Here is a 1,898-nt window from a genome sequence, read left to right on the forward strand (position 1 = left end):
CCCACCCCACCAGCCGCCACCCGAGTGACCCCGGCGCACCCCACCGCCCCTCGCGCCCCCACCACGCACGAAGGGCGCCAGGCTTCCCTGGCGCCCTCCACGCACGGCCCTGCTCGCGCAGACGACTACCTCGCGTACGGGTTGTCCTCCGGCGACACCGGCGGCCGGTACGACGGCAGGGGCGGCGGCGGCACCTGGACCAACTCCGCCTGCGCTGCCGACTTCCGACGCCGCATCACCACGAACACCACGCCCGCCACCAGCACCAACCCGGCCGCCACACCCCCCACGATCGGCAGCGTGCTGCTGGGGCCCGCCGTCTTCCCCGTCACCGGCTGCGCCGACGGCGCACCAACGGCGACATCGGTCGGGCTCCCGGCCGGACTCGGCGCCGACGACGCGGGAGCCGACGCGTTCGCCGAAGGCGACGGAGGCACCGACGGCACGGCCGCGTCAGCCGGAAGCGGCGATACGTTCGCCGCACCGGGATCCCCAGGATCCGTCAGCGCAATGCGCGGGCGCACCGCGCCGTAACCGATGAGGTCGTTGCGACCGGCTCCATCATTCGCCTTCCCCGCGGTATTGATGAGCACCCGCAGGACCTGGTTTCCCGTCCAGTCCGGATGCAACGACCACACCAGAGCTGCCGATGCGGAAACCATGGCGGTCGCATCCGATGTGCCATGCCCCTTGCAGTACCCCGTCTGACTTGCACAGGCCCCGATCATGTCCACACCGGGAGCGACCAATGCAACCTGCGGTCCGCGCTCTGACTCAGCGGTGACTGTGCCGTTCCGGTCCGAGGCGCCCACCCCGACCACATTGGACAGGCCGCCCGGGTATTCGACGATGTTCCCCTTGTCGCCGGAGTTTCCCACGCTGGCGACCACGAGCGATCCCTTTGCCCGAGCCCACGCCAGGATCTTGCCCAACTTCTCCACATCGGCCGGAGAAGTCGTGACAGCGGCCATCCCTTGCGAAATGTTGATGACCTTGGCGCCCTGCTCGACCGCATACGTCACGGCCTGCCCGATCTGGTCCAGGAAGTCAGCCGAAACCACCGCATGCTCGGAGCCATTCGCAATCTTCAAAGGAAGGATCCTTGCACCGGGGGCAAGGCCGTAGGCTCCCTTGCCCCCGGCCGATTTCCCGGACCCCGCGATGAGGCTGGCCATCTGCGTGCCGTGATCCTCCGCATAGGACCCGACTCCACCTGGACTTCCACTGAAGTCCTTACCCGGAAGGAACTGTCCGACCAGATCCGGGTGATCCAACTTGAAGCCGCCGTCGATCACGGCAATGGTGACGTTCTCCCCCTTGGAGACCTTCCACATCTCCGGGGCATGCATGGCATCGAGATGCCATTGATCGGCACGGATCGAGCCATCGGCAACCGCGGGTGCTGCGACCGGGCCGACCACGATTCCCGCCGCCAGAAGTGCCGCAGCAGCAGCCCGCCACCGCGCTCGCGCGTTCGTCCGCCCCATCACAACTCCTCGTCAATCTCTCCGTCGACCGGGAAGCGTGCCCCGAACAAGCCTGCCCGGCCACTGGGGATGCCCAGTGGCCGGGCAGTCGTTGCCGTCCTACTCAATCACGTCCGGGTTGCTGTGCGGCGTACCGCTCGTCCAGGTCTCCTCGTCCTCGTGCAGGTAGTCGGCCCGCTTGCGGCGGTCGCGCTCGTTCCGGCTGCCGTGGCCCGAGGACCCGGGCGCCATCATGCCGTTCTGCCTGGACTGCGCACCGCCCTCGGCAGCGCCCGCCGCGCGGTTGCGCAGGCCGGTACCGCCGGGCGTGAACTCTACATCGTCATCCGCCAGTCGGCGCGTCCCACCCAGGTGCCCAGCGGCACGCCGAGCGCGGTGGCCACCGTCATCCCGCCGAGCACGGTCGCCAGC

At 69.1% G+C, this 1,898-nt stretch carries 2 protein-coding genes; both read right to left on the reverse strand.

What is annotated here, in order from left to right:
* Positions 1-125 precede the first annotated feature (125 nt).
* The gene (locus ACIQOV_RS39620; RefSeq protein WP_401055760.1) at positions 126-1,487 is read right to left on the reverse strand and encodes a S8 family serine peptidase; all 1,362 of its coding nucleotides are present in this window, start codon (positions 1,485-1,487) and stop codon (positions 126-128) included.
* Positions 1,488-1,586: 99 nt separating this feature from the next.
* Entirely contained in the window at positions 1,587-1,721 is a 135-nt protein-coding gene (locus ACIQOV_RS39625; RefSeq protein WP_401055761.1) for a hypothetical protein, read from the reverse strand.
* Between the last annotated feature and the right edge of the window lie 177 nt (positions 1,722-1,898).

Origin of the sequence: Kitasatospora sp. NPDC091257 (assembly GCF_044757675.1) — a bacterium.
Taxonomy (GTDB): Bacteria; Actinomycetota; Actinomycetes; order Streptomycetales; family Streptomycetaceae; genus Kitasatospora; species Kitasatospora lactacystinica.

What these genes read in the sequence shown, in the direction of transcription:
- ACIQOV_RS39620 (WP_401055760.1), bottom strand. Translation starts at nt 1,487, where the DNA reads ATGGGGCGGACGAACGCGCGAGCGCGGTGGCGGGCTGCTGCTGCGGCA.
- ACIQOV_RS39625 (WP_401055761.1), bottom strand. Translation starts at nt 1,721, where the DNA reads ATGATGGCGCCCGGGTCCTCGGGCCACGGCAGCCGGAACGAGCGCGAC.